15 protein-coding genes are annotated in these 19,324 nt (G+C 70.5%); all 15 read right to left on the bottom strand.

Features of this window, described 5'->3' with window-relative positions:
• Positions 1-208: 208 nt before the first annotated feature.
• Entirely contained in the window at positions 209-2,290 is a 2,082-nt protein-coding gene (locus ACIBCM_RS34905; protein ID WP_399250430.1) for a WD40 repeat domain-containing protein, read from the bottom strand.
• The gene (locus ACIBCM_RS34910; RefSeq protein WP_399250432.1) at positions 2,287-4,935 is read right to left on the bottom strand and encodes a choice-of-anchor X domain-containing protein; all 2,649 of its coding nucleotides are present in this window, start codon (positions 4,933-4,935) and stop codon (positions 2,287-2,289) included. Before ACIBCM_RS34910 ends, ACIBCM_RS34905 begins: the two co-directional genes overlap by 4 nt.
• An 84-nt stretch (positions 4,936-5,019) precedes the next feature.
• Entirely contained in the window at positions 5,020-6,927 is a 1,908-nt protein-coding gene (locus ACIBCM_RS34915) for a DUF6519 domain-containing protein (RefSeq protein ID WP_399250434.1), read from the bottom strand.
• 96 nt (positions 6,928-7,023) lie between these two features.
• Complete coding sequence (locus ACIBCM_RS34920; protein WP_399250436.1) at positions 7,024-7,593, bottom strand: hypothetical protein; 570 nt, start codon at positions 7,591-7,593, stop codon at positions 7,024-7,026.
• Positions 7,594-7,608: 15 nt separating this feature from the next.
• Entirely contained in the window at positions 7,609-10,677 is a 3,069-nt protein-coding gene (locus ACIBCM_RS34925) for a phage tail protein (protein ID WP_399250438.1), read from the bottom strand.
• Positions 10,674-12,236, bottom strand: a complete 1,563-nt coding sequence (locus tag ACIBCM_RS34930) for a baseplate J/gp47 family protein (protein ID WP_399250439.1) — start codon at positions 12,234-12,236, stop codon at positions 10,674-10,676. The genes ACIBCM_RS34925 and ACIBCM_RS34930 overlap by 4 nt, the downstream gene beginning before the upstream one ends.
• Positions 12,233-12,619, bottom strand: coding sequence for a GPW/gp25 family protein (locus ACIBCM_RS34935; protein WP_399250441.1), 387 nt, complete (start codon positions 12,617-12,619; stop codon positions 12,233-12,235). Before ACIBCM_RS34935 ends, ACIBCM_RS34930 begins: the two co-directional genes overlap by 4 nt.
• A complete protein-coding gene (locus tag ACIBCM_RS34940) occupies positions 12,616-12,963 on the bottom strand; it encodes a hypothetical protein (protein ID WP_399250443.1) in 348 nt (115 codons plus the stop codon). The genes ACIBCM_RS34935 and ACIBCM_RS34940 overlap by 4 nt, the downstream gene beginning before the upstream one ends.
• Positions 12,964-12,972: 9 nt before the next feature.
• On the bottom strand, positions 12,973-13,677 hold the full coding sequence (locus tag ACIBCM_RS34945; RefSeq protein WP_399250445.1) for a phage baseplate assembly protein V: 705 nt from the start codon (positions 13,675-13,677) through the stop codon (positions 12,973-12,975).
• Between the two features lie 20 nt (positions 13,678-13,697).
• Complete coding sequence (locus ACIBCM_RS34950) at positions 13,698-14,816, bottom strand: phage late control D family protein (protein ID WP_399250447.1); 1,119 nt, start codon at positions 14,814-14,816, stop codon at positions 13,698-13,700.
• Between the two features lies 1 nt (position 14,817).
• The gene (locus ACIBCM_RS34955) at positions 14,818-15,129 is read right to left on the bottom strand and encodes a tail protein X (RefSeq protein WP_399250449.1); all 312 of its coding nucleotides are present in this window, start codon (positions 15,127-15,129) and stop codon (positions 14,818-14,820) included.
• Complete coding sequence (locus tag ACIBCM_RS34960) at positions 15,129-15,707, bottom strand: hypothetical protein (protein WP_399250451.1); 579 nt, start codon at positions 15,705-15,707, stop codon at positions 15,129-15,131. Before ACIBCM_RS34960 ends, ACIBCM_RS34955 begins: the two co-directional genes overlap by 1 nt.
• Positions 15,708-15,718: 11 nt before the next feature.
• A complete protein-coding gene (locus ACIBCM_RS34965; RefSeq protein WP_399250453.1) occupies positions 15,719-17,872 on the bottom strand; it encodes a hypothetical protein in 2,154 nt (717 codons plus the stop codon).
• A gap of 193 nt (positions 17,873-18,065) precedes the next feature.
• Positions 18,066-18,851 (bottom strand): hypothetical protein, encoded by a 786-nt coding sequence (locus ACIBCM_RS34970; RefSeq protein WP_399250454.1) that lies wholly within the window; start codon positions 18,849-18,851, stop codon positions 18,066-18,068.
• Positions 18,852-18,853: 2 nt separating this feature from the next.
• Positions 18,854-19,315: a phage tail protein gene (locus tag ACIBCM_RS34975; protein WP_399250456.1), complete on the bottom strand. Its 462-nt coding sequence runs from the start codon at positions 19,313-19,315 to the stop codon at positions 18,854-18,856.
• Positions 19,316-19,324 lie beyond the last annotated feature (9 nt).

A 19,324-nucleotide genomic window follows, 5' to 3' on the forward strand; every position in this document is an offset into this window, starting at 1 on the left:
CGCCGGAGACCGGGAGAAGACCCCCGAGGAGAAAGGCCGCTACCTCCACCCCGAAGTCCACGGCCAACCCGCCGCACTCGGCCGCCGCGCCGCCAGCCTCCCCACACCACCACCCCCACCCGACACCGCGGAACCTGAAGACCGTCCCACACCGAACGGCTGACCACCGCCCGCCCCGGCGCCCGTGGGTACGCTCCCGGCCCCGGGGTCATGGGCCCGGCACGGCGGCCAGTACACGGGCGATGCCGTCGTCGCAGCCGGTGGCGATCCACTTGCTGTCGTAGCTGAACACCATCGCGCCGACCGGCCCGCCGTGCGTGAGCCGCAGCTCCTCCGTCCCGGTGGCCACGCGGAAGATCCGCGCCTTGCCGTCCGCGCTCGCGGTGGCCAGCCAGAGCCCGTTCGGACTGAAGGCGATCGCCCGTACCGCACCGTCGTGTTCGAACTGGAACAGTTCGGCACCGTCGCTCATGCCGAAGAGGCGCGCCGTGCCGTCCTCGCTGCCCGTCGCCAGCACCCGGTCATGGCTGAACGCGACGGCCCGTACCGCTCCCGCGTGGCTGAGCTTGAACTGCCGACCACCGGTTGCCGTGGCGAAGACCCGGGCGGCGCCGTCGGTGCTCGCGGTGGCCAGCAGGGCTCCGTCCGGGCTGAAGGCGACCGAGCGCACCGGTCCGTCGTGCACCAGCTCCACCAGCTCGGCGCCGGTCTGGGCGTTGAAGATACGGGCGGTCCCGTCGGCGCAGCCGGTGGCCAGCCGTTTGCCGTCCCCGGAGAAGGCGACCGCCGCCACCTCACCGTCGTGCACCAGACGGAAGCGCTGACCGCCCGTCTCGACCTTGAACAGCCGTGCCGTACCGTCCGCGCTCGCGGTGGCCAGCGACAGCCCGTCCTCGCTGAACACGACGGCGGAGACGGGTCCGTCGAGACGCAGTGTTCTCTCCTCCGCGCCGTCCCCTGGTCCATGCAGCAGGACGATGCCGGCGGTGTCGCCACTGGCCAGGGCGCCCTGCCGGGAGTACGCCACGGTGAGCACCGGGCTGTTGTGCGTATGGCGGTGGACCTCGGCGGCGCTGTCGGCGTCGAAGACACGGGCCGTACCGTCCGCGCTCGCGGTCGCGACCCTCGTCCCGTCCATGCTGAAGGCGACGGCGTTCACCGGGCCGCCGTGCGCGAGCCGGCTGCGTTCCTGGTCCACGTCGGGGTCGTACACCCGGGCAGACCCCTCGAAGCCGAGGGAGGCGGCGACCAGCTCCCCGTCCGGGCTGAACGCCACCGACGTGTTGTTGCCCAGCAGACAGAGCTTGTTGCCGGTCTGCGCGTCGAAGACGACCCCGCCGGGCTCCGCGCCCGGTGGAGGGGACGAGGTGATGCCGTAGGACGAGGTGGCGATTCTGCGGTCGTCCGGGCTCAGGGAGACGTGGTACACCTCGAATCCGTGGGTCACCCGGCAGCGTTCCACCCCGGTGGTCGTGTTGATCACCCGGACGGTGTAGTCCCGCGAGCCCGTCACCGCCCAGACACCGTCCCGGGTGAACACGACCGTCTGCGCCTGGTCCGTGGCGTCGGCGGCCGAGAGCAACTGTGTCCGCAGGGCTCCGCTGGCCGCGTCCAGCACGGCGGCGCTTCCGTCGCTGCAGGCGGTCGCGAGCCAGAGCCCGTCCCTGCTCCAGGACACGGCGTTCACGAAGCCCGTCTGCCCGGCGCGGCACAGCTGGGCGCCCGTCCCGGAGTCGAACACCCTCAGGTCGCCGTAGTTGACGGTCCCGTAGTTGGTGCCGATACCGACCGCGATTCTGCCCGACCCCGGGTCCGGGCTCCACGCCACCCGGCGCACCGGATACCAGGGCAGCAGTTCGGCGGGCAGCGGCAGTTGCAGTGCGCCGGTGGCGGCGTTGAACACCAGGGCGGCGTCGTCGGACGCGGTCGCGAGCCGGGTGCTGTCCGAGCTCCACGCCAGATGGAACACGCGCACATCGACGTCGCCGCTGCTCATGGGCCCCTGGACCATGCGGCAGCGTTCGGCGCCGGTCGCCGCGTTGATGACCACCGCTCTCGGCTCGTCGTATCCGGCCGCGACCCACTGTCCGTCCGGGCTGAAGGCGAGGAGGTTGGGGGTCAGGTCGCCGGTGTACCGGCAGCGCTCCTCGCCCGTTCTGCCGTTGAGGACCCGTACGGAGCGATCGGTGAAGTAGGTCGCGACCCAGCGGCTGTCCGGACTCCAGGCGACGTTGCCGACGCCTCGGTCGGGGACCCTGTGCGAGCTGATCAGCCGTGCCATCCGTGTCATGCGCTGCTCCTCGACTCGCTGCGGCGTCCGGTGTCGACCGGCGGCAGTTCCACTCCCCTGACCGTGATGGACACGGTGTTCGCCGTCCCCGGCCCGCAGTCCAGGACGCGGCTGTACCCGCCGTCGTAGCGGCTGAGGACGCTGCCGCCGTCCCGGCACGGATAGCGGACTCCGTGCGGGTCGGGCTCGTCACCGTTCTCCGCCGCCGGCTGGAAGGCGCACCTGCTGGACCGGAAGATCACGTCCGTCGGCCGGAAAGGGCCGAGGTATTCGCCGTTGCGGTCCCTGGGCCACACCGTGATCCGGGTGAGCGGAAGCCCCTGGGGAGAGGTCACCTCGTCCACGATCACCTCACAGTGGCCCGGGTCGGGCGTGATGCCGACCCATCGGGAGACGGTCAGCTCCCGGGAGAAGGCGCTCCCGTCGGGGGTCTCGCCCCTGACGACCACCCGCCAGGTGTAGGTGCCTTCCTTGTCCAGCTCCGTGTATCTGTTGGCGAAGCAGCCGTCACCGGCCTCGCCGTCGTGGTGTGCTCCGTCGTCGAACAGTTCGTTCGTACCGTCCTCGAAGATCGAGCCCGGTTCGACGACGGGCAGCCCGTCCTGCCACCCGTACCGTCTCAGCAGGTCCGTCAGCATCTGTGCCTTGGGTGCGTGCGGATCGCTGCCGCTCGGCTGCGAGGGCTGGTACTCGCTGCCGTTGACGGAGAGGAAGGTGCCCAGCGACTCTCCCGGGCGGGCGAGTTCGACGGTGACGCTCGCGGAGGTGACGGGCCCGTCGTTCGCCCGGACGCGGGCGGTGATGACCATCGGGTCCCCGGTGCCGTAGGTCTCCCGGTCGAATACGACATCCACGGCGACGGACAGGTCGACGAAGACCAGCACGTCGCCGGCGGGCAGGGGCAGGGGGTCGCCGTTGGCGTCGAGATGTCTGATCCGCCACTCGGTGGCGGGTACGGCGTCCTCGCCGCCGAACAGCGCGGCGAGGTCGACCGTGGTGAAGCCGTGGGTCGGGCACTGCTTGACGTCGATGGCGACCGTGGTGAACGCACCGCCGGCGCCGGGGTCGCGCCAGGCGAGTTCGACGGTTTCCAGCGGATTGGCCCACAGCACGGCGACCGCGAGCCGGCTCACCCGCGCCTCCAGCGTGACCCGGCGCTCCTCCGGCCCCGCGCCGGGTGCGACCGGGACGCGCTGGGCGCCCTGGGAGAAGGACACCGTCTGTGCCAGGGCGTCCAGGACCTCCGGCGCGGTCGAGACCTTCCGGTACACCCCCTGCGACTGGGTGGCCAGGGCATCGAGTACATCCTCCTGGACGGTCGCCCCCAGTCCGATCGTGTGGAGCGACAGCCGCTGGTTCACCCGCTGGCGTGCCGCGCCGCTCTGCCGGGCGACCGAGAACAGCTGGATCCCGGACGTCCCGGCGGGCAGGGGGGTGCTGGGCGACACCCGTACGGAGCCGCTGTTCTCGTATCCGTCCGTGAGCAGGACGACGGAGAACCGGGCGCCGGCCTGGCCCGGCATCAGGGCCAGGTCGTCGATGGCCCGGACCAGTCCGTCGCCGATGGGTGTGCACGACCCGGCGGACCCGAAGTCCACCTGGCAGATCGACGTCTCGGCGGAACCGATGTCACAGGCCGCGAGGACGGGCTGGATCAGTGGATCGGCCACCGGGTGCCAGGAGGCGGAGGTGTCCTCGAACACCAGTTGTTCGATCCGGTCGTCGGGGCAGGCCCCCCGGCGGACGGCCACATAGAGGTTGCCGAGGATCTGGGCTGCGGTCCTCGCGTGGTCCCAGCGGTCGCCGCTCATGCTGCCCGAGCGGTCGAGCACCAGAACGAGATGCTGCGGCCGGGGGACGATGGTCAGGACCTGGGGGGCGGAGGTGGTACGGAGCATTCCCGGTGGTCCCGCACAGCCGGTCTCGAACCACACGTCCTCGGTGATCTCGACGGTCCTCGGCACGTTGACATACGGTGTGGGGAACACCGCCAGGGGCGAGGGCGAGCACGAGGGGAATCCGGGGACCGGCAGATCCCCGGTCGCGGTCCACCGGTAGGCCGGGACGGGCGCCGGGGTGCCGACGACGGTGGGCCGGGCCGCGGTGCCCGTCGCGAGGTCGGCGGCCAGGTTCACCCCGACGCCCTCACTCACCGTTCCGCCCGCGAGCGTCGGCGCGCTGACGGTGAAGCCGGCCACCGGGTCGCACATGAGCCGGGTGACCGTGAGATCGCCGGGGACGTTGTCCGGCTGGGTGAACTGCCACACCGGCTGGGGGGCGTCCGCTTCGGCGCGTACCGACCAGACCTCCCCCGGCACCGTGTTGGCGGTGGCTCTCAGCTCTACCCCGAGGACGGTGTCCGTGCCGTCCGCCACCGCGTCGGCGACGACCCTGCGGTCGGTGAACGTCGTGTTGTCCGCGATCGGTCCGGGCAGCAGCGGGAGCGACCTCGTGCCCCGGATCAGGGTCACCCGCACGTTCGCGGCGGCCGGGAACCGCACCGCGAATCCGGTCTGCGCCGTGGTGTTCACATCCAGGCGGAGATCGGCGACCAGACCCCTGGAGTCCTGGACGGTGTAGACGGGTGATCCGGGAACGGCGGGGCTGATGCCCGGCACGGCCATGTTCTTCTCCTTGTCTCTCATCGGTGGCCCCTCCCCGGCCCCACGGCCTCTGCAGGGCGGCTGCGGTGGACCCCCGACCTGGATGTCTGATCCGCCGGGTACGCCTCAGACGGCCGTGACGAGCCGCTTGTAGTACACGTTCGGGGTGCCCGACCGGGTACTGGTCCAGAAGATCCAGATGGTGTTGTCGGGTGCGATCAGCGTGAACGGGGCGACATCGTCGCCCGCGGTCGTGGTGAGCTGCCGTACACCGCCCCAGCCCCCGGTGACGGGGTCGCGCCGCATCACGAACAGGTCCCCCTTCTCGACCTCCCCCTTGCTCCAGAACAGCCAGATACCGCCGTCCGGATCCTCCACCGCACAGGGGTTGCGCGCCTTCGCGCCCCCGCTCTCGGAGAGCACGACGATGTTCTCGTCCTCCCAGTCACCGCCGTGGAATCTCACCGCGTGCACATTCCCGCCGGTGTCCACCCAGAACAGCCAGACGTCGCCTTCGCGGGTGGTCAGCACGAACGGATCGCCGTCCTGGGCGGTGCCGAAGTCGTGCTCGTGGTCTTTGGTGCCGCTGTCCACGTCGAAACGCAGGACATGGACGCCGGTGCCGGTCGTGAGGGCCGCCCAGATCTTGCTCCCGGAGCCGACGGCCGCGTGGAACTCGCGGCCGACGGCGGGAGATGTCACCAGCTTGACCGGACCCGCGGCATCGATCCAGGTTCCGTCGGTGTGCCGCCAGCGGCGGTAGTGCCAGAGGTTGGCCGTCGAGTGGTGGAAGAACACCGTCGCCACGTCACCGGTCAGTGTCACAAAGGGCTGCGTCTCGTCCACACCGCTGATGTCGGACACCACGGTCTCCGACGCGTTGCCCAGGTCGCTCAACGCAGCCTGCTTCATGCTGACTCCGGCCGAACCCACCAGCCCCGACCGGTACGCGATCAGCAGTTCCCCGTCGGGCAGCGCCACGAGATGCGGATCCACATGGCTGCCCCCCGATGTCACCTTCACGGCAGGGTGGGCCGCGCTGACGAACCCTCCCCCGATCTCGGCGAGATCGAGCCGGGCGGCGAAGACCTGCTCCACCCCGCCCGCTTCCTCGCTGTACCAGGAGGCGACCAGACCGGCGTTCGCGTCGATGGCGAAGGCACGGTGCATGACCTGGGAGGTGCCGGAGGCGGAGACGGGTGCGTCCGGTGTGCTGGGCAGTTCTCCCCGCAGCAGTGCGTTGATCGCGTCCCGCAGACTGACCGGCGGTCTGCCGACTCCCCGGCGGTACTCCGCCGGAGGGGTGCCCAGCACATCCTGGATCAGGCTCGCCGGGGGAACCAGCAGCCGCTGATGGCGCTGGTCGGTGACGTCGCCCGGCCGGACCGGCCCATTGCTCACGGGCCGTGCGAGGACGGCCAGCGGGGTGTACGCGTGCTTGTCCCGGAAGTCGCCCTCCCCCTGCTTGGGCAGGGCCGTGCCCGTGCGAGCACGGACGGTCCACTCGCGCTTGTGCCGGGCGCAGCTCTCGGTACCGAGTCCGGCGAAGATCAGACTGGGGTCCTCGTCCGGGGTGACCAGGCGTTCCCACACATCGAGAAAGACCAGGACCGTGGAGCCCGGGACCGACTCCAGTTTCGGGATCACGGGCACTTTCCAGGCGGCCGCCTTCGTGGCCGCCGCGGCACCGTGGCTCTCGTGCAGTTCCTGCTCGGTGTAGAGCGTGTCCTTCTCGATCATCACATCGAGGCCCTCGACCAGGCAGCGGCCGATCCGGTGCAGCGGATCGACCGCCCCGGCCACCCCGGACCGGATCTCGAAGTCGTTCGCCAGCCCGGTCCCGGCGATCTGGAATCCGTCGTTGCCCTCGGGTACTCCGTCGCCCACGAACCACTTGAGGAAGGCCCGCATCTCGAACTTCTGGATGTCCTCGCGTTCATTGACGTCCGCGTCCACGATGGGGACGCCCTGCTGAAGTCTGACCCGGACGAAGCGGCGCATCGGATCGAAGGTGTCGGCCGAGATCACGGCCATGGTGGACTCCCTGGATGTTCGGAAGGTGACCCTGGAAGGTGGGTCCGGGTGTTCGGGTGCGTGAGCCTGGTGGTTCGGGCAGGTGAGCCTGGAAGTTCAGAACACGAGCCTGATGGTGCGTTTCAAGGTGCTCTCGGGATCGCGGGGGATGGCCGGATGAATCACGTAGTCGATCAGCACGGTGTCCGTGCCGAGCGTGCCGACGAGACCGAATTCGCGCAGTGTGCGGTTGGGGTGGTCGGCATCCGGCCAGGGCGGTTCGTCCGGCCCCAGAGTGGCCACGATCTGGAGCTGGTTGGTGGGAGTGTCGACGACGTCGGTGCCGACGACGTAGTCGATCCGCAGGGAGGCGGCGGGCACAGTGAAGGGATTCTGGTCGGCGAGAGCGGTGTCGCTCGGCAGTGTGGTCGGCGGTCCGGGCGGACGGTCCCAGGTGTCGTGCCCCTGGCCGACCCGTAGCCCGGTGATGCCATGGGTGGTGGTTCTGCCCTGGACGAATCCGCACAGCAGCCTCTTGCAGTCCGCGACGATCGTGTTGGGGCGCACCCCGCTGTCCCAGGTGACGCGCCCGGAGGGGTCGATCAGTACGTCCCGGTACTCACCGGTGAGGCGGGCGCCGAGTGCTTCGGCGGGCGGTGGTCCGGGGGATCTTCCGTTCGTGGTCATGTCCGTCTGCTCCGGTCAGCTGGGGGGCGGGTACCAGGTCCGCCGTCGGAAGGTGGTGAGATCGTCGGGTCGTACCGAGGTGTGTCCGGCCTTGGTGGCGAGCAGGGTCACCCAGTCGGGCAGTGCCGCCCCGGTGGTCTCGTCCGGGCCGGTGACGAACTCGACGTAGGGGTAGTCGTCGTCGTACGACTCCCTGATGTCATGGCCGGGTGAGTAGACGTACTCGGTCGTCGTCCGGGGCGCGAAGACGAGCACCGCGCGGGTGCCGATCGGCCGGAACTTCTCCAGCAGGGGCCGCACCTGCTCCTCCAGCTGCGCCGAGAGCGCGTTGTCCGGCACCAGGGGGCTGAGGAAGAGGGCGAGGGTGCCCCGGGTGTAGAGCTCCTCGTTCTCCAGGAACTCGCCGAACTCCGCGCCCCGTGGTTTGCACGGGGTGTAGGCGAGCATGTCGTCCCACTGCCGGCGCCGTCCGTTGCGATCGGCGGCGGACCGGGTGACGGTGGTGCTGCCGGCGTAGCGCCGCAGGGTGCCCGTGTCGGGTGACCGTACGCTGGTCAGGGGCGCTGTCCCGGGGGGCGGGGGCGTGAGCGGGGAGGTGACCCGGTCGACGGTGGACGGCAGCGGGCGGGTGGCCAGTCCGGACAGCGCGACGCCCCGGTCGCTGCGGAACAGCAGCCAGTGGGTCTGTTTCCCGACCACCCTGACCGGGACGGGGGTCCGGTCACGGGCGGGGCCGGTGAGTACGGGAACCGGGGCCGCCCTCAGCGAACCGGCCGGGGAGAGGTCGAAGAACCACACCCCCGATCCGCCGGGGCGGTCGGAGCTGAAGTACACCCGCAGGTCGCCTCCGGGCAGCAGAACCGGCATGGGCTCACGGTCGGCCGAGCTGTCCGGGGCGGCCAGCGCCGTGATGACGGTCTGTTCGGGTTCCCAGACCCCCGTGCCCAGGTCCAGCACCCGGTACATGAGGGTCCATACGTTGTCGATGGTGCCGGTCCCCTGCCGCCGGGACCAGAACAGCCACAGCCGGTCGCCCGCCGCGCCGGGCACCACGATCGCGGAGGGTTCCCGGTCGCCTCCCCCGTCGCTCGGGAAGCCGTACGGAGCGCCCCACGTGGTGCCGTCCCTCAAGGCGGTCCGGATCCCCCAGCGGCCGTCCTCGTGCGCCGACCAGAACAGCCGTACGCGCCCGGGGCCCTCCGCCACCGCGAAGGGCTCCGCCACCCGCCCCGGGGCGGCGGCGGTCACATCCCCGGGCACGGACCAGTCGAGGTCGTCGCCCCATGTCCCGGTGGCGGAGGCGTTGGAGGGGTCAAAGCCCAGCGCCTCTGCCGCGTCGGAGGCGTCCAGTTCGATGTCCAGCCGCTGATCGCCGCCAGCGGCCGGGGTGGCGAGTTCGAGGGCCCTGTCGGCCGTGCCGGTGACCCTGATTCCGGGGAGCTTTCCGGCGAGTGCGGCGGCCACCTCGGCCGCGGTCGCCAGCCGGGGATTCACGAAGTCGTCCGCGGTGAGCCGGGCCGACTGCCGGTACCGGCCGGAGCGGACCGTCAGCCGGGTTCCGGGACGGATGGCGTAGCGGCCCGCGTGCCCGCTCCGCAGGACGGCCGGGCCGGGCTGACGAGGGCTCGCCTCGGCGTACCGCAGCCGGGAGTCGGCGGCACCGGGCCGGTCGACCCACGCCACCAGGAACTTCCCCCCGGCCGCGGGGACTTCGGCACCGGTCGGATCCCCGGACGGTTCGGAACCGGTGGGCAGGATGAGCGACTCGCCCCAGAACCCCTGCCGGAAGGTCTTCATCCGGATGCCGCCGGGGCCGCCCGGGACCTCCATGGTCCCGTAGCACAGCCGAGGCCGGTCGGAGCCGAACACGCTCAGCCGGCCCCCGGGGGCTCCTTCCAGGGTCACCAGGTCGGCGAGGGACTCCTCCACCCGGACGGCCGAGCCGGCACCCGCCATGTTCGAGGTGAGTACGAGCTTCCCCGACGCGTCGGCGACGGCGGTGACCTCCGACAGCGTCCGGCTGAGTACGGAGGCGACCTCCTCGGCCGTCGCGGCCGTGATGTCCGCGAAGTCGCCCGGTGCGAAGACCACCTTGGTGGGGACGCGGTCGTCCGCGGTGACCGTGATGTGCGTACCCGGGCGCAGTGCGAAGGGGGCGGCGGTTTCTCCGGTGAGTTTCGCGGGGGTGCCCGTCGATCCGGCGGCGCTCGCCCCCGACCCGAATCCCAGCAGCGGTCCGGCGTCGTCGGAGCCCCGCCACCCCTGCGTGCGGTCGGCGACCGCGAACACATGGTATTCCGGAGCCGAGTTGGAGCGGGCGATCGACTGGGCCATCTCGGCGACCTGGACGTACCAGCCGGTGTACCGGTTCACGATGGCCCGCAGACCGGGCACGGTCCCGACTCCGCGGTACAGATACGGTGCCGCCGCGATCTCGTTGCGCCGGACGCTGACCGGCGCGGTCCGGTTGAGGTCCCAGCCGACCATCCGGGCGAGCGCGGGCAGGAACTCCGGGCGCGCGGTGTCCGGGTCGTGCAGATGGGCGAGGCCCTCCGCGAGAGACCGGGTCAGATCGAGCGCGGAGCCTGCCACGGAGAGAAACCGGTAGAGCTGCCCGCGGTCGCGCAGCCCGTCGGGCAGCCGGTCCAGCGCGCCCGCGAGCGACGGTTCACCGCCGAGGTCGACGGCGGTCAGCGGCCGGTCCAGGCGCCGGTGCACGGCGGGCAGCATCCGGTAGAGCGCGTCCCCGAGGCGGTACTCGGCGGTGGTGGCGAACCCGGCCGCGCGTGAGCCTTCGTCGGCGGTGAGTGCCGGGGGACTGCCCGCGGTCACGGTGAAGACGGTGTAGTAGTACGTGGTCAGCGGCCGGGCCCGGACATCGGGGAAGGACGAGACGGCCGGGCCCTCGTAGACGAGGTCTCCGTCGTCGGGGTCGAGGGGGAACGTCCGCTCCCGGCGTACGATCCGGACCGCCGCGAGCGGCGCGCCGGGGGCGAAGTCCTCCGCCGGCGGGTTCCGCCAGGTCAGGTCGATCCTTCCGCCGGACAGATTCGGGACGGCGCGGACGTCCCGTACGGCCCTCATGGACCGCCGCCGTCGCCGGAGGGGATGCCGCCCTCGATGATCGTGAAGATCGGCGGCCGGTCGGTGAGATCGAAATCGGGTGTGCCCCGGGGGCCTTCCCGGTAGCCGGCGCGGGGCAGTTCATGCGCCTTCGGCACGATGACGCCGCTGGGTTCGACCTGGGGGCGGCTGACGATGTCGGCGGGCAGGGCGGGGTCGGTTCCGAACTTGAAGACGGTCAGGGACACCACCTGCTCCAGCTCCTGCAGCAGGTCGTAGACCCGGCTCAGATAGATCCGGCCGCCGAAGTCCACGTTGTCGAAGGCCAGATAGGAGGCAATGGTGTCCTCGACGGCCCGTTTGACGGCGGACCGCGCGAAGTAGGGCTGGGCCCGGATCGTCGCGCCGAGGTAGATGTCGCAGGGGGCGGGCCCCACCAGGGAGAGGCTGACCGACGCCATGCGGTGCTGTTCGAAGTGTGCGAGCAGATCGCGCTTCAGCAGCTCGGACGGCGGGGCGACACGGCCGGTGGGGGCCACGTACAGCGTGACCTCGTTCCAGCTGCCCGCCACCGCCTTCACCTTGCCGACCCCGGGCACCCGCCGTGCCAGATCGATGTGGTCGTCGAGGGTGACCGCCCGCTCCTGCGCGCGGAAGAGGCGTGGTGCGAGCGACCGGGCACGCTCCAGGTCCTCGGCGGCGGTGCCGCCCGTGGCGGCCCCGGTGTTGACCGCTTCCTTGATGGGGGGCCAGCCGGGCGCGAACGACAGATTCGGCCCCACGTTTCCCTCGGTCCCGCCTCCGATCCGGTAACTCGCGGTGATCCGCACGGGGGTGGCGGTGTCCGCTCCGGGCGGGGCCATGCCGTTGACACCGTCGCCGAAGCGGATGACGGCGCTGCCCGAGGCATCGCGCCGGCTGACGAAGTGCCGGTCCGCCGGGGTACTGGAGGCCAGTGTGGGGACCTCGGTCCAGCGGGTCGGGCCGCCGGGCTCGCCGACCGTGACCTCGATGGAGTCCCGGATCACCGGCCGCTTCTCCAGCGGGTAGAGCTGGTTGCCGCTGCCGTCGGAGACCCCCACGGCCTCGTCGGGGACGGTCAGTCCCTCGACGGCGACCAGAGGGGAGAACCGCCGGAGCCCGTCGGGGTCCGCGGGCGGCAGTGTCGTGATCTCCACGTCCGCCGGGGTTTCGAAGGTGAGGGGCCGCCGGCCGGGCTGGGCCAGGGTGAAGGCCGTACGGGCGGGCACCGTCAGGGGCAGGCCGGCGGTCTCCTCGAAGGCGATCTCCAGATCGACACTGGCCGGCGCGGGCGGCAGGGGCTCGTAGCCGATGAGCCGGAGCAGCTGGAGCAGGGCCTCGGGTTCGTCGGAGGTCTCCGGGAGGAGGTTGGCCGCGATGCGCGTCTGGTAGTAGAGGGTGACGTCGGCGGCGTAGGCGAACAGTTCGATGAGCAGCACCCCGAGATCGTTCTCGCTCTGGTCGGTCCACTCGGGGAGGCGTTCGCGGGCCAGCTCCAGCATCGCGGCCCGCAGCGCGTCGTAGCCGATGTTGGTGTAGTCGATCGGTGCCCCGGTCACGGCCCCTCCCCCGGTGGCCCGAGCGGCAGGGTGACCCGGCGTACGGTGGCCGGCGAGGCGACGGTGTACTCGATGGTGACGGTCAGTTCGCTGCCCTCCGACGACAGCTCCAGGGGGGCGGTGAGCCGTACCCCGGGCAGATAGCGGCGCAGCGACCGCTCGATGTCATGGCGCAGCAGGGCGTGGGTCGCCGCGGTGTTGGGTTCCTGGAGCCGCTGGTCGAGCCCGGCGCCGTACGCGCGCATCATGACGCGGTCGCCGGTGCGGCTGGCCAGCAGATGGCGGAGGTCGGCGTCGGTCTTCTCCTCGTACTCGGCCTGCTCCGCCCCGCCTCCCGGCCGGATCCGGAAGGGGAAGCGCAGACCCATCAGCCGGCCGCTCATGCGATGCGCACCTTCATCCGGTTCGGGGCCGCGGAGGGTGCGGGCACGGCGGCGAGGGCGGCTTTGAGCGCGGCCTCGGGCGCCGTGGCGGCGGCCCAGGTGTCGATGGCCGTTCCCACTCCGTCGATCCAGGTCTGCACCTCGCCGACCCACCGCCAGAAGTCGGTGTCGCTGGCGGGGTCGGAGGTGGCGTCCGTGTTCACGGTGAGGGTGCGGTAGACGGCCAGGCCGAGCGCGCTGAGGTTGGCCCGCACCTGTTGGAGGTCCACGTTGTCCCCGGCGATGGGGCGCATGGCCTCGACGAACTCCTCGGCGGTGACGGTCTGATCCGGTCCGAGTCCCATGGCTGCTCCTCAGGCCATCACTTGGTTGTTGGAGGTCACGGTCATGACCACGGGCGCGCCGAGGTTGCCGATGCCGGAGTCCCCCACCCGGATCACCGGGCTGGTGCCCGCGCCGAGCCTGACCATCCGGCCCGCCTCCACCGTGGCCGCGCTGAGCACGACCTTCGAACCCGTGACCTCCACCGTGCCCGCGCCGCCGTCGACCTTGGTGCCGGCGGAGGTCATGTCGATGGTGGCGCCGCTCGCCAGCTCGGCCCGGATCCCCTCCGAGGTGATCGTGACGCGGTGCCCGGCCTTGCCCTCCTCGAGGGTGATGCCGTCGGCGTCGAGGGTGAGGGTGTGCCGGTGCGCCCCGTCGCTGATACGGATCTTCTCCTGGCCGCCCTTGTCGTCGAGGAGCAGCACGTGCCCGGCCGCCGATCGCATCACCCGGAAGTGCGGGGGGTTCGCGCGCGCCTCGTCGGGCCACTCCCCGGACACGTACTGGATGCCGCTCCACAGTGCGAGTCCCGGGTCCCCGCCCTCGAATTCGACCCAGACCTTGGCGCCGTTCTCCGGTACGAAGTGGTAGCCGTACGGCAGGGCCGGGCGGGCCGACATGAGTTCCTCGGGCGGGAACACGGCCGGCACGGACACCTTCACCTGGCCGAGGTTTGCGTCGTCGCGGTTGTCCTTCACAATCCCCGTGTACTTCCCGAAGTACCGGTCCGGCATCTCCTCCTCCTTTCGCTCCTTCAGCGCACGCACTTGAAGTCGGTCTTGTATCCACCGCTGTCGATCTTGTGCGTCACCGAGGACACGTACCATTCGCCGTTGAACCGGGCGTTGGCGCCGTGCACGATCACGTTGGATTTCGCGCGGAGCCAGATCGTGCCCACGGTGCTGCCGTTCGCGGACATGCCGAGCCGGCGTGATTCCAGGGAGTCGTTGGCCGCCTCCAGATCTCCTTTGTCCGGCACGACCAGGCCGACGGTCACCCGGCGGGCTGACAGCTCCCGCTGGAATTCGCGTTTGCGCTCCACGCCCTTGTCGTAGAGGGCCCTCAGACGCGTACGGTCGGCTTCGCCGGCCTGGGAGAGACGGGCTTCGTCCAGCTCCCACAGCACGATGTCCTCCGGCGCCTTGGGCTGGGACTCGATCTGGCGCCCCTGCTGGTCGATGTCGGTGGTTTCCTTGAGCCGGTCGATATAGCTGCTGTCGAACCCCGGTGAGAAGGTGACCAGATTGCTGTCGGGCCCTTCGCGGTAGCGCAGGACCAGAGTGTCGGGGCGGCGGAGTCGCACCACGCGGCGCTCGGGGATGAAGTACAGGACTTCCTTCTCCGATTCGTCCAGCTCGACGAAGCACTTGGCGTGGTAGGTCTTGGCCAGCTCCTGGAGGAACGCCAGATCCGTCTTTCCGTCCTGGGTGACGGGGCGGCTGCTGATCAGCGGGTCGGGGCTGAGTGACGCCTCCACGCGGGCGAAGCCGTACGGGTCGGCGACGGCGCGCACGATGTCGGTGACCGTACGGTCGCGCCACACCTTCTTCCGTTCGACCAGTCCCATGAGGATGGACCGGTCCTCGCCCTTCAGGGAGACCGAGGGCACCCCGCTGTCGGGGTAGCTCACCTCGACCTTGGTGACGGTCGCCCTGATCAGCATGGCGTGCTGGTCGGGCTGGGCGTAGCCGAGGTCGACCTCGACGCTGCTGCCCTCGAACAGGCCGTCGGCGTACACCAGCAGGGGGTCGGACAGGGAGAGGCTGACGCTGTCGGCCTGCCGGTCGTCCTCGGTGACCGAGACCGACGCCACCCAGTCGGTGATGTCCTGCCCTTCGAGCCGGACGTTGATGAAGGGGACCCGGGTGCCCATGTCAGAAGTCCCTGGCCCGGGTGGTGCGGGTGGCGGGTGCCGGCTCCGGCATGTTCAGCACGTCTCCGGCGCGCAGATCGAGGGGGAAGACGCGCGGGTTGGCGTCGAGGATCCGCCACCACAGGTCCTCCGTGCCGTAGAAGCGCCGGGCCAGCAGGTCCAGCGCCTCGCCGTCCGCCAGCCGGTACGGGCTCGCTGTTTCCGTCGGCCGCCTCCCGAGACGGAGTGCGACGACCCTGCGGGTCGTGCCGTCGGGTGCGGTGACGGTCAGGGTGGGAAGTCCCGTGAAGCGGGAACGGGCCGTCGGCGCCATCAGCCCGCCCCCTGGAGCGGCGCGGGGCTGACCACGTCGTCGTACGGGGTGCGCTCGACGAGTGTCACGGCGACATCGGCCCGCAGGGGTGCCAGCCCCGGGGTGAACAGCAGCTCGGTGATGCCGATCTCGGTGACCACGCAGTCGATGGTGCGGTCGCCGAAGCCGAACACGCAGTCCGGCGGGCTCACGAAGCGGTCGGTGCCCGCGTACAGTCCGGCGAAGCTGCCGCCGGCGCTCTGCCAGTCTCGGTTGGCCGGCCACACCAGGGCCCGGTACTTGTTGAGTTCGGGGGCGATCCCGCCCTCGGGGTCCTTGCTGATGGGGATCTGGTCGTCCGCCGGTCCGGCGAAGAGCCCGTCGACGCGGACCGTGAAGCTGATGGTGCGGTCGCCGCCCTGGGTGTACTGGCGCAGCGGCAGCAGCTGGCCGGGCGCGTTCAGGGTGGCGTAGCCGACGGCCCGCTTGTCCGAGAGCTGGGTGGGGTTGTACTGGAACTCGATGAGGACGTCGGGCACCGAGGGGTCGGGGATCCGCCCGGACAGAAAGCCCCGCGCGGGGTTCAGGAGTGTCAGCATCCCACTCACCTTCAGGCGGGCGCCGGAGCGCGCGTTCCGGTACGGAAGTCCTGTTCGGAGCGGAGCGCGCCCAGCCGCTCCTGGATCCGCTGGATGATCTCGTCGGAGAGCAGCCGAGCCGCGTCCGCCTCCAGGCGTTCGGCGTTGATGTTCACGGTGATACCGCCCTCCACATGGACGGACTGGTCGGGTGCGCCGGGCGCGGCGGCGGGCGCGGCCATCGCCGGGGGCAGCGCGGGCCGGGCACCGGCGGCACCGATCGCTCCCGGGGCTCCCGCTCCCGCCGCACCGATCGCTCCCGGGGCTCCCGCACCGGCCGCTCCCGGGAGCCCGGCGCCGGGCAGGGCCGGCGGCACGGCGGGGGCGGTGCCCGGCGGGGCGCCCGGCAGTCCTCCGGCCGGTCCGGCTGCGGGGGGACCGGCGGCGGCGTGGGGACCGCCCGCCGCGGGCGGTCCGGCGGCGGCAGGGGCGGGGGCGGGCGGAGGCGCCGCCGCCTTGGCACGGCGTTCCTCGTCCTCCTTCCTCGCCTTGGCCACGGCCTCCTCCTGGGCCGCGATCTGCCCTTCGAGACCTCCCTTCACCGGCTTGGGTGTCAGGGTGGCGGTGACATTGATCGGGGGCACTTCCTTGGGCGGGATCAGCCGGGCCTGCACCTCCGCCTGCGGGATGAGGTTGGCGCGTGTGAGTCCGGCCAGCTGGCCCGCGGCGCTGTCGGCCAGCTGGTTGTACATGCCGAGGACGCTGTTGATCAGCCCGATGAAGAAGTTCTGGACGGCGGTCCCGGCCGCGATGAACGTGTTGATGACGCCGATGCCCGCGTTCTGGGCCGTCGCCACGATCCATGCCCACACCTGGCCGACCAGGGCACCGAGCCCGGCGAACATCTGACCGATCGTCTGCACCTGGATGCTGATGAAGTTGGCGGCGATCAGGACGGCCAGCTTGATCTCGTCCCAGTAGGCGATGACCACGATGATGATGCCGATGACTCCGAGCATGACCGCGACGACGGCGAGCCAGGGGTTGTCGCGCAGGGCCGCGCTGACCTGGTCCCAGTAGACGATCAGCAGGACGATGGCGGCGATCAGGGCGACGACGGCGATCACCACCAGGACGATGGGGTTCATCGCCATCACGGCGTTGAAGACCGCCTGTGCGGCGGTCGCGATCTGGGTGACTCCGGAGAGGGCCTGGAGCACCTGCCCCGCCTGACCGACGGCGCCACCGGCGGTGCCGAGCAGATCCATGTAGTCCTTGGTCGACTTGTTGGGCTTGTCCCAGGCCTCTCCCAGCTTGGTCACCGAGTCGTACAGCTGGGGGATCGATGTCATCGCGGTGCCGAGCGCGGTCGCTCCGGAGGAGATCTTCTGTCCCAGGGACTCGGTGGCCTTCGCCGACGCCTTGTCTCCCGCCTGGTCCAGCGCGGCCCCGACTCCGTCCTCCAGCTTCTTTCCGAAGGTCTTCTCGGCGGGGTCCAGATTCACCCCCAGCGCGGCGTCATGAGCGGTGTCGGCCATCTTGCCGCTCGGTCCGAACAGCACCTCCATGGCCGGGCGGAAGTCGGGGCTGCCGCTGGCCGCGCGAAGGGTGATCTTGGCCATGGGGCCGTCCGGGGCGAAGAGGAGCTCGATGGCGGGCTGGAACGCCTGCTCCATGGAGTCCACGAAATGCAGTCGCTCGAAGCCCTCTTTCAGCATCGAGGGCTGGAAGCCCTCTCTCGCCATGCGCTGGAAGAGCCCTTCCAGCTGGGTCTGCACTCCTCTGAGCACGTCCGGGGTCAGTGCCACATTCTCGGTGTGCAGTGTGGTGGTACGCCCGAGCGCGTTGATGAGCACGTCCCGGGTGATCTGCTCCTCGTTGAGGATCTTGTTCGAGAAGACCGTGGTCTTCTCCTCGGTGTTGACCGCCAGGGTGCGGTTCGCGACGTCGACGGTGCGGCTCAGTTCCCGGACGCTCTCCTGGAGCTGACCGGCGATGTTGGCACTGGTCTCGTTGATCGTGAGCCGGACCTTCTGCTCCAGTTGGACCTCCTGCCCCGCGATCGTCGCCCTGACGAACTCCTGGAGCTGGAGGAGGGTGTGCGGAATGCTCCCGGACACGATCCCCTGGTCGCGTACCAGCTGGTTCAGCTGGCCGATGGCGGCCAGGAGTTCGTTCAGACCCACATCCTCACCTCCTCGGGAACTCATCGTGTCGCGGTGCCGCGTTCGATCTGCTGCTGCTCGTGCTCCAGTTGCCCGACGAGCTGGCGTACGTAGTGCCAGCGCTCCTCGGTGGGGAGACCGAGAATCTCCTCGGGCCCCCAGTGCAGGTGGTAGGCGAGGAAGAAGACCTCCCTGCGCAGCCTGTCCTCCTCTCCTACGAAACTGCCAAGAAATTCGACATGTCGAGCGTCGCCCCGTACTCGCGGCCGCAGCCTCCGCAGTTCACCGGCCGGCGCAGATTGATGCCGGGGCCGCCGTTGTTCATGGCGTGGTCGATCAGACGGCGGTCGGAGAGCGTCAGATCGTTGAAGACCGCGCTGCCCAGTGCCTCCATCCGGGGCCGGGGCATATCGCCCATGGACTTCAGACAGCGGGCCAGCAGGGCGTTCTTGCCGTGGGCGGCGTTCTCCCGGACCGCGCCCGCGATGCGCTCCTCGTCCGCGCCGGTGGGGTGGCGGAAGACCAGGACGTCGAAGACGGTGCCCGAGCGGTCGACGTATCCGTCCTCCAACTGCACCACGAGGTCCTCCGGGACCTCGTCACCGCCCAGCCGGACCACGTCCAGGTGGGCCAGGTCCTCGATGAGTACGGTCGCCTCCTGGCAGGTGGGGCAGGAGTACGTGGCCTGCATCTCGGCGCCGAAGGTGATCTCCCTCAGTTTCACCAGCAGAAAGTGCCGGTCGGCCGAGAAGAGCTGCTGGGCCGCCCGCACGCCCGGGTTCTCGACCGTGCCGAGCCGGACCAGACAGCTGCCGAGGAGTTCGGAGATCATACGGGCGCTGTTCGACCGGTGGCGCCTGTCGGCCATGACCGCCTCGTCGCGCCCGGTCATCTTTCTGAGCACGGCGGTCCGGTGGACCTGGCCCTCGGCGTCCTCGTAGCCGATGGGCAGTTCGAACTCGAATTCACGTCTGCGCGGCTCCGCGCTCTCACGGCCCATCGTCAGGACACCCTTTCCAGGCCGTTGTGCTCGATCTCCACGGTCTGCTTGAACAGATTGGTCGTCCCGGCTTCCAGATCAGCGAACTTCGAGGATTTGACCCAGCCCTCGTAGAAGGCGAAGCGCAGCACTTCCTGGCCGTTCTCCAGCTTGAGGACGGCGCCGTTGCGCCGTACCGACGATCCGCCGCTGGTTCCGTTGAGCGAGAACATCTGCCGGAACCAGTCCCGGAACAGCCTGTCGAACGGGCTGCCGTCCATATTGCGCTCGATGACGAGCGTTTCGAATTTGACGACACCGCTGGCGATCTTCCGCACCACGGGAGAGCCCCCGTCGGGCTGCTCGATGGTCTCCGCCGTGCCTTCGCTGAGCCCGGTCACCTTGGTCACCGGGCATCCCGTTCCCTCGATCTCCAGCGCGAACCCATGAGTCCGGTAGGACTCATGGAATGTCAACTCCGCCATGTTCCCATC

Source organism: Streptomyces sp. NPDC051018, assembly GCF_044456085.1.
GTDB lineage: Bacteria > Actinomycetota > Actinomycetes > Streptomycetales > Streptomycetaceae > Streptomyces.

What these genes read in the sequence shown, in the direction of transcription:
- ACIBCM_RS34905 (WP_399250430.1), bottom strand. Translation starts at nt 2,290, where the DNA reads ATGACACGGATGGCACGGCTGATCAGCTCGCACAGGGTCCCCGACCGA.
- ACIBCM_RS34910 (WP_399250432.1), bottom strand. Translation starts at nt 4,935, where the DNA reads ATGAGAGACAAGGAGAAGAACATGGCCGTGCCGGGCATCAGCCCCGCC.
- ACIBCM_RS34915 (WP_399250434.1), bottom strand. Translation starts at nt 6,927, where the DNA reads ATGGCCGTGATCTCGGCCGACACCTTCGATCCGATGCGCCGCTTCGTC.
- ACIBCM_RS34920 (WP_399250436.1), bottom strand. Translation starts at nt 7,593, where the DNA reads ATGACCACGAACGGAAGATCCCCCGGACCACCGCCCGCCGAAGCACTC.
- ACIBCM_RS34925 (WP_399250438.1), bottom strand. Translation starts at nt 10,677, where the DNA reads ATGAGGGCCGTACGGGACGTCCGCGCCGTCCCGAATCTGTCCGGCGGA.
- ACIBCM_RS34935 (WP_399250441.1), bottom strand. Translation starts at nt 12,619, where the DNA reads ATGAGCGGCCGGCTGATGGGTCTGCGCTTCCCCTTCCGGATCCGGCCG.
- ACIBCM_RS34940 (WP_399250443.1), bottom strand. Translation starts at nt 12,963, where the DNA reads ATGGGACTCGGACCGGATCAGACCGTCACCGCCGAGGAGTTCGTCGAG.
- ACIBCM_RS34945 (WP_399250445.1), bottom strand. Translation starts at nt 13,677, where the DNA reads ATGCCGGACCGGTACTTCGGGAAGTACACGGGGATTGTGAAGGACAAC.
- ACIBCM_RS34950 (WP_399250447.1), bottom strand. Translation starts at nt 14,816, where the DNA reads ATGGGCACCCGGGTCCCCTTCATCAACGTCCGGCTCGAAGGGCAGGAC.
- ACIBCM_RS34955 (WP_399250449.1), bottom strand. Translation starts at nt 15,129, where the DNA reads ATGGCGCCGACGGCCCGTTCCCGCTTCACGGGACTTCCCACCCTGACC.
- ACIBCM_RS34960 (WP_399250451.1), bottom strand. Translation starts at nt 15,707, where the DNA reads ATGCTGACACTCCTGAACCCCGCGCGGGGCTTTCTGTCCGGGCGGATC.
- ACIBCM_RS34970 (WP_399250454.1), bottom strand. Translation starts at nt 18,851, where the DNA reads ATGGGCCGTGAGAGCGCGGAGCCGCGCAGACGTGAATTCGAGTTCGAA.
- ACIBCM_RS34975 (WP_399250456.1), bottom strand. Translation starts at nt 19,315, where the DNA reads ATGGCGGAGTTGACATTCCATGAGTCCTACCGGACTCATGGGTTCGCG.